Below are 6500 nucleotides of genomic sequence, written 5' to 3'. Positions count from 1 at the left end.
TTCAGGAGGTGGTCCCGATTCAGCCGGAACCACATGGTCAGTTTTCAGGCGGAGCCGACAACGGCAGCCGCCGCAGCGCCGCAGTCACCGCTACCGGCGAACATTCAATCTCGACATGGTCGCCTCCGGCTGGGCGGCGATGTTCCTCATCTACCCGTCCATCCCCCGCGACGAAGACCTACACCTACTCCCCGACGCCGCCGAGTCCGCCTGGACGCAACGAGTCGGCGCGTGGGCCGAGTTCGCAGATGATCTACTCCTCGCCTACGGATGCCGTGCCTGTGTCAAACTCGGCGCCCGCACCCTCGACGACCCCGCCGACGCCATAACCAAGGCATTCCAGCGCGTCTGCGTCGACCTCCGCACCCGCCCCGAGGTCGGGCTCTACGACTACCACCAGATCCCGCCACCACACCGACTGTGGATCTGGCAGGACCAAGTCGACCAAGCCCGACAGGACCTCAACCTACTGCCCTAACACCGGCCCTTCGTCCTGATCCCCGACGGTGGCCGGTCGAGCGGACCTTCGCCTGGCTCACCGCACACCGCCGCCTCGCCCGCGCCTACGAACGCGACCCCGCCACCTCCGAACCGATGATCCGCTGGACCGCGACCAACACCATGACCCGCCGCCTCGCCCGAGGCGCACCAGCCACCCGCCCAACAGCGCCGCACCTACCACCAGCGAGTCCCATAACCCGTTCTCGGACACTCACCCGAGGAACTCGTCGGCGGTCGCGGCAGCCGCTAGCCGTCGCCCTGTTTGGCGCTACCATTCGGCAGCGAGAGGCAGGGGACTCGCGACCTTCTAGACGTGGCGAGCGAGCGCAGTCGCCGCTGGACGGGCCTCAGGGCTGGTACTCGCCACGGGTGCGGGGCAGCCATTGCGGATGGGTGTTCCGCAGGTAATGGATCAGGCCCTCGCGAAGGTCGCAGCGGAGATCCCAGGCGCTCGGCCCGTCTGCGGCGGAGGCCTGGACCTGGATGACCACGGTCTGCGGGGTGGCGTCGACCATCTGCAACACCCACTGGTGCCGGTCCCACAGCGGCGACGACTCGACGAGCCGTCTGGTCACCTGCCGGAGGTCGTCCAGGTCGGCGGTGTGATCCACGTGGATACGGATCTCGCCGACCACCCGGGTCTCGTGCCGCGTCCAGTTCTGGAAGGTGTGTTCGGTGAAGTAGGTGGTGGGCAGGACGAGCATCCGGTCGTCCCAGAGCCGGATCACCACGTTGGTCAGCTTCACCTCCTCGACCCGTCCCCATTCGCCGTCTATCACCAGCACGTCGTCGACATGCAGACTGTCCGCGAAGGCGACCTGGATGCCGGCGAAGGCGTTGCCGAGCGCGGTCCGGGCGGACAGGCCGATCAGCGCGCCGATCACGCCGGCCGAGGTCAGGAAGGTGAGCCCGAACGAGCGTACGGGCCGGAAGGTGACCAGGATCAGACCGACCGCCACCACTATGACGACAGCCGACGTCAGCCGGCGTACCGGGCGGATTTGGGTACGGGCACGGCGGATTCTGCGGTCGGCGACCGTCTCGCCCGGCAGCCGGCTAAACGCGACGTCCTCGGCGACGTGCAGCGCCTTGACCACCAGCCATCCGGCGCTGGCGATCAACAGCAGCAGGATGACATGGCGAACCACGCGGACCCACTCGGTCCCGCCCGGTGACAGCGCGAAGTACAGTGCCGCGAGCAGCAGCACCACCGTGGTCGGACGGCGGCAGGCCTGGCGCAGTGGGGTCAGCAGCCACTGGTAGCGGCCACGGGCGAACCGACGGACCAGCACGCCGGTCAACAGGTCCACCACCACGGCCGCGCCGACCGCGGTCAGCACGATCAACGCTGTGCGCAAGGGATCCCGTCCGCTGCGGTCCTGGTCCCCATCCTTCGCGGCTCCTCACTCCGTGATACCGCATCAGCGTGACACCGAGCGGCGGGGGACGGGACGCATATCGCCAACGGTCGCGCCTCCGTGGACCGACCGTGCCGCCGGGTTCTGCGGCGTGAGGCCTGTTGATCAGGACCCGCCCAGGCCTGTCACCAGGTTCACGGCCACGGCGAGGATGACCGTGCCGAACAGGTAGGACAGCAGCGCGTGACCGAGGGCGGTCTTCCGGATCCGCGTACTGGCGGGTTCGCTCTCCGACACGGCAAAGGACATGCCGACGGTGAACGCCAGGTAGGCGAAGTCGGTGTAGGCCGGTAGCTCGCTCTGCTTGAAGTCGATCCCGCCATCCTCAAGGTAGAACATGCGCGCGTACTTGAGGGCGAATACGGTGTTCATCAATCCCCAGGACAGGATCGCCGTGAGCACACTCACGATGACCAGAGTGACCGCGAGCGCGTCCTGGTTGCGCGAGGAGTGAACGAGCGCCCAGGCCACAGCGCCGAGGCTGGCCACTGCAGCGATCAGCACCGCGCCGTCGGTGGAGCGTGACCGGCTCTCCTCCTCGGCGAGTCGCTCGGTGCCCTCCGGCCCCTGATGCCAACTGATCCGCCAGACCCAAACCAGTACGACGGTGGCGGCCACGTTCCAACCGACCAGCGGAAACAGTTCGGGGAACCCGAGCACCGCGACGGCCACGGCGACTACGGCGCCGGCGGCCAGCGAGATCGACAGGCGCCGGACGGAGAGGATCCGATCCGGCGTTCGCATTTTGACCTGACCCATGGGCTCAGGATTCCAGGCGGTCGAAGGAAGACCGGCCAGCCATGCCGCGCTCCGTCCGGATCGGTCGGCTCGCGGCACCGGTGACCTGTCCTGGGACGCTGTCTCAGCCGCCGTTGTTGTCGGGGTCACGGCGGTGGCATTGCCGTCAGCCGGCACAGCCTGTCGATCTAAGACGCAACGCCACCACCGGTGACCTGACCTCCTACCGTTGCTGGACCCCACAGCCGACCAGACTCACGCAGCTCGTGCGAGTCGCCGGGAGCCGTTGGACCGTCGAAGACGTGTTCCAGGCAGCCAAGGGCCAGGTCGGGCTGAACCAGCACCAGGTCCGCTCGCCCTGGCCGCCCTCACCATCCTCGCGATGTACGCCGCCGACGCCACCACCGAACGCGACGACCCCACCGAGCGAGGCATGATCCGCTCGACCGCCGTCAACACCATGACCCGCCGCCTCACCCGAGGCGCACCAACCACGCAACAGCTACCAACCGCGGACCTCATAGCCCCTTCTCAAACACCCACTGAGAGATCTGTCGCGGGGGAAGCCCGTCGTCGTCGAGAGGGGGGTACGGACAGGGATCGGCCATCGACCGGGCCACCGAACCAGGGCACGTCGACCTTCTCCCACACACTCGAATCGTCGGCCGCGCCGGCGCCCGGCACAGGCACTTCACGGCAATCGGCGAATCGTCGAGGCCGCCCGACAGAGCCAGGCCCACTAACCGCGCCGGCCAACACGGTCCACGCCGGAACGCGGTACGCCGTCGATCGTCATCCCGTCCGGCGTGTCTCGGCGAGCAGGCCGCCAGGCCCGATCTCCCACGCCGAGGAAGACCCTCTCGACGAATTCGTGCCGAGCACCCTGCCCCGCCGCTCCCCCACTTGGCGCGGCTGGCTCCGCTCGGCGTCAGCGAGTCGAGGCAGGCGGATCGCCGCGCGGCGGGTTCGGGCGGCTGCGCCTCGTCCCCGCGCCTCAATGTCAAACTCGCAGTACCGCAGCCGTCCCCTGCCCTTCCCCAACCCGACCCAACGGCGGCCGTTGACGCCGATCTTCAGGTCGACACCTGGCCATCATCCGACAGCGCGTCGTGCCGCAGACGTGGTGCCGGTCCACGCTGACGAGCACGGCCACGCCGAGCGCCCCGCCGACTTCGCGGATCGTGTCGTTGGTCCCGGCGGCCTTGCCGAAGTCCGCCGGCCCACCAAGCCCGGCACGACGGCGAGGTCGCGACGAACACGAGCCCCATGCCGATGCTGGCCACGATCAGCGAGCGCCGCTAGCCGGGCGAGCGGGCTCGGGCCTCCTCCACCCTGGCAGCGTCCGGATTTCGCAGTCTCCGCCCGGCCATGGGTGTGAAACTGAGGTCTAGCCCGGTCGGTGAGCAGGCGGCCCGATTTCGATCACCAGGTTGACGAATGTTGACATCCCGTCCCGAGAACGCCCGCCGTCCGACGATGCTGGAACTCTTCTTCGACCTGGTGTACATCGTCGTCCTGGCCCTGATCTCGCAGCGGCTGATGGGAAACCCGGGCTGGAGTGACGCGTACCGCGCCCTGATCCTGCTGATGGCACTCTGCTGGGTGTGGGGCGCAACCCTCCTGATCACCAACCTCTACGATCCGAAACAGCCGGTGATCCAGGGCGTCACCGTCATGGCCATCGTCGGCAGCCTGCTGATGGCCGCCGCCATACCGGGTGCCTTCGCTCAGCAGGGTCTCATCTTCGCGGCCGGATACGTCGGGATCCATCTGAGTCGTGGGCTTCTCCTGGCTCCCGTCCTGCGACGCCAGCCCGTCGAGTTCCAGCGGGCGGTCCAGGTCATAATCTGGTTCACCACCTCCGCCGTGCCATGGCTGGCTGGCGGCGTACTCGGCGGCACCTGGCAGCTCGTCCTCTGGACGGTCGCGTTGGCCATCGACGGCATCGGACTCGGGCTGCGCTTTTGGGTACCCGGAGGGCACCGGGTCCGCGGCGCGCAACTCCTCAGCGTGGCCGAGCACCTCGGCGAGCGGTTCCAGCAGTTCTTCGTCGTCTCGCTCGGCGACGCGATCCTGATCATCGGATTGGCGATGAGTCGCAGCGAGTTCAGCCCGGTACACCTCGCGGCGTTCGCGGTGACCCTCGGCACCACCATCCTGCTGTGGCGGATCTATGTACACCGCGCTGGGCAGCTCTTGCCGGCCGCGATCGCCGCCTCTCGGCGGCCCGCCCGGTTCAGCCAGAGTTCGCCGTACAACCACGCGGTGATGGTCGCCGGCGTCGTCGTCACCGCCGCCGGCTTCGACCTCGTCATCCGGGATCCGACCGGTGATCCGGCAACAGGCTGGGTCATCACCAGCCTGGGCGGTCCGGCACTGTTCCTCGCCGGTCGAGCCATGCTCGAGTACGAGGTCTTCCGCCGGATCTCGACTTCACGGCTGATCGGGATCCTCGCACTGGCAGCAGTGGGTCCGGGCGTAATGCACCTGCCGATCCTGGCCGGCGCGACCGTGACCGGTCTGGTGCTGGGCGGGGTTGCCGTCGCGGACACGGTGCGCGACCGTGGGCGCCCTCCCGAACCGCTGACGCCGGCCTACTGAACCCGCCGGATCGACCGCCCGGTGATACTCCTCGCCGCCTGAGATCAGCAGGCGGCTCGTCAAGCAGGGTCGGGACGAGCCCACGCGGCATTGAGGGACCACGGTCACTGGGCGAAGGTTTGTGCGACGCAGACCGACCAGCGGCGACAACGAGCCCGATGTGAAGGCCTCCTTGCTGTGCCAACTGCTGCGCCAGATCTCGTGCTCCGACACCAGGTCTCGGTCCTACGCCGGCAGGTGCACCGTCCGGACCTCCGTCAGGAAGATCGATTCGTGCTCGCGGCGCTGTCCCGGCTACTCCCCCGCGAGCGGTGGTCGGCCTTCTTCGTCGCCCCGGCCACACCGCCGCGCTGGCACCGCCAACTCATCGCCCGGCACTGGACCCACCCACACACCAGGACTGGCCGCCCACCAATCGCCGCACAGATCCGCGACCTCGTCCTACGCCTGGCCGCAGAGAACCACACCTGGGGACACAGGCGCATCCAAGGCGAACGGATCGGCCTGGGCTACCAGGTAGCCGCCAGCACCGTGTGGAAGATCCTCAAACAGGCCGGGCTCGACCCGGCACCACGACGCAGCGGACCGACCCCGCCCGCATCATGCAATGCCCGGCGGTGCCGAACGTGTGCCCGTTGACGGTGAACGCGGCTGGCCACCACTGACTCAGACAGCCGGCACTGACCCCTCCGCAGCCTGTTCGAACAGGGGTGCCGGTAGAAACCGTGTCACCAGATCCAAACGACGATGATCATGCCGTCCAGCCGAGGTCTGGACGTTGAGCTGACGCTCGATGGGGTGGTCATGAGCACCGGGTCCAAGCTGGTCGCCGTGATGGTGTCGGCGATGGCCCCGGGCGATCAAATTTGGACGAGCTGGTCGCGCATCGATGCCGGCGCGGGCCGGAAGGCCACCGAGGAGCTGGTCAACTGAGTGGCGACACACAAATATACTGGGCGTAGCAGTCTCATCACGCGAAGGTGAGGGAACCGCGGATGCTCCGTCCGGTTGGGATGTGGACGTGGATCAGCCGGGGGATCTTCCTCGCCGTGCTCGCCGGGACAGTGACGTACCTGTTCGTGGTCGGGCTGGACAAAGCGGACAAGCTCGGCAGCGCGGCCGGGATCGTGGTGGCGCTGTGCGCGCTGGCTGCACCCTATCTTCGCCGGCCGTCGAACAGATCGGGGCAGCCGGGTCGACAACCGCCAGCCGGTGACCGGCGGCACCGGCGGCAAACAGACC

General features: G+C 68.2%; 7 protein-coding genes. 5 read left to right on the top strand and 2 right to left on the bottom strand.

From position 1 onward, the window contains the following. The first annotated feature begins 115 nt into the window (after positions 1 to 115). Positions 116 to 478, top strand: coding sequence for a hypothetical protein (locus tag ACFP2T_RS46670; protein WP_377434173.1), 363 nt, complete (start codon positions 116 to 118; stop codon positions 476 to 478). Between the two features lie 370 nt (positions 479 to 848). Here ACFP2T_RS46670 and ACFP2T_RS46665 read toward each other — a convergent pair whose 3' ends face one another. Beyond that, complete coding sequence (locus ACFP2T_RS46665; protein WP_377434170.1) at positions 849 to 1859, bottom strand: mechanosensitive ion channel family protein; 1011 nt, start codon at positions 1857 to 1859, stop codon at positions 849 to 851. Positions 1860 to 2024: 165 nt separating this feature from the next. Next, a complete protein-coding gene (locus ACFP2T_RS46660; RefSeq protein WP_377434168.1) occupies positions 2025 to 2678 on the bottom strand; it encodes a DUF1345 domain-containing protein in 654 nt (217 codons plus the stop codon). 1416 nt (positions 2679 to 4094) lie between these two features. Here ACFP2T_RS46660 and ACFP2T_RS46655 point away from each other — a divergent pair. From ACFP2T_RS46655 to ACFP2T_RS46640, 4 genes are all read left to right on the top strand, one after another. Continuing rightward, positions 4095 to 5258, top strand: a complete 1164-nt coding sequence (locus tag ACFP2T_RS46655) for a low temperature requirement protein A (protein ID WP_377434166.1) — start codon at positions 4095 to 4097, stop codon at positions 5256 to 5258. Between the two features lie 273 nt (positions 5259 to 5531). Beyond that, positions 5532 to 5897: a hypothetical protein gene (locus ACFP2T_RS46650; RefSeq protein WP_377434164.1), complete on the top strand. Its 366-nt coding sequence runs from the start codon at positions 5532 to 5534 to the stop codon at positions 5895 to 5897. A 108-nt stretch (positions 5898 to 6005) separates the two neighbouring features. After that, positions 6006 to 6191 (top strand): hypothetical protein, encoded by a 186-nt coding sequence (locus ACFP2T_RS46645; RefSeq protein ID WP_377434161.1) that lies wholly within the window; start codon positions 6006 to 6008, stop codon positions 6189 to 6191. 62 nt (positions 6192 to 6253) lie between these two features. After that, positions 6254 to 6500, top strand: a 247-nt coding sequence (locus ACFP2T_RS46640; protein WP_377434158.1) for a hypothetical protein, incomplete at its 3' end; no start/stop codon positions are given.

It is taken from the genome of Plantactinospora solaniradicis (assembly GCF_042658085.1).
Lineage (GTDB): Bacteria > Actinomycetota > Actinomycetes > Mycobacteriales > Micromonosporaceae > Plantactinospora > Plantactinospora solaniradicis.
This window is presented reverse-complemented; position numbering and strand designations above follow the sequence as displayed.

Excerpts from the sequence above, each read along its gene's own strand:
- ACFP2T_RS46660 (WP_377434168.1), bottom strand. The coding sequence starts at position 2,678 with ATGGGTCAGGTCAAAATGCGAACGCCGGATCGGATCCTCTCCGTCCGG.
- ACFP2T_RS46645 (WP_377434161.1), top strand. The coding sequence starts at position 6,006 with ATGATCATGCCGTCCAGCCGAGGTCTGGACGTTGAGCTGACGCTCGAT.
- ACFP2T_RS46670 (WP_377434173.1), top strand. The coding sequence starts at position 116 with ATGGTCGCCTCCGGCTGGGCGGCGATGTTCCTCATCTACCCGTCCATC.
- ACFP2T_RS46655 (WP_377434166.1), top strand. The coding sequence starts at position 4,095 with ATGTTGACATCCCGTCCCGAGAACGCCCGCCGTCCGACGATGCTGGAA.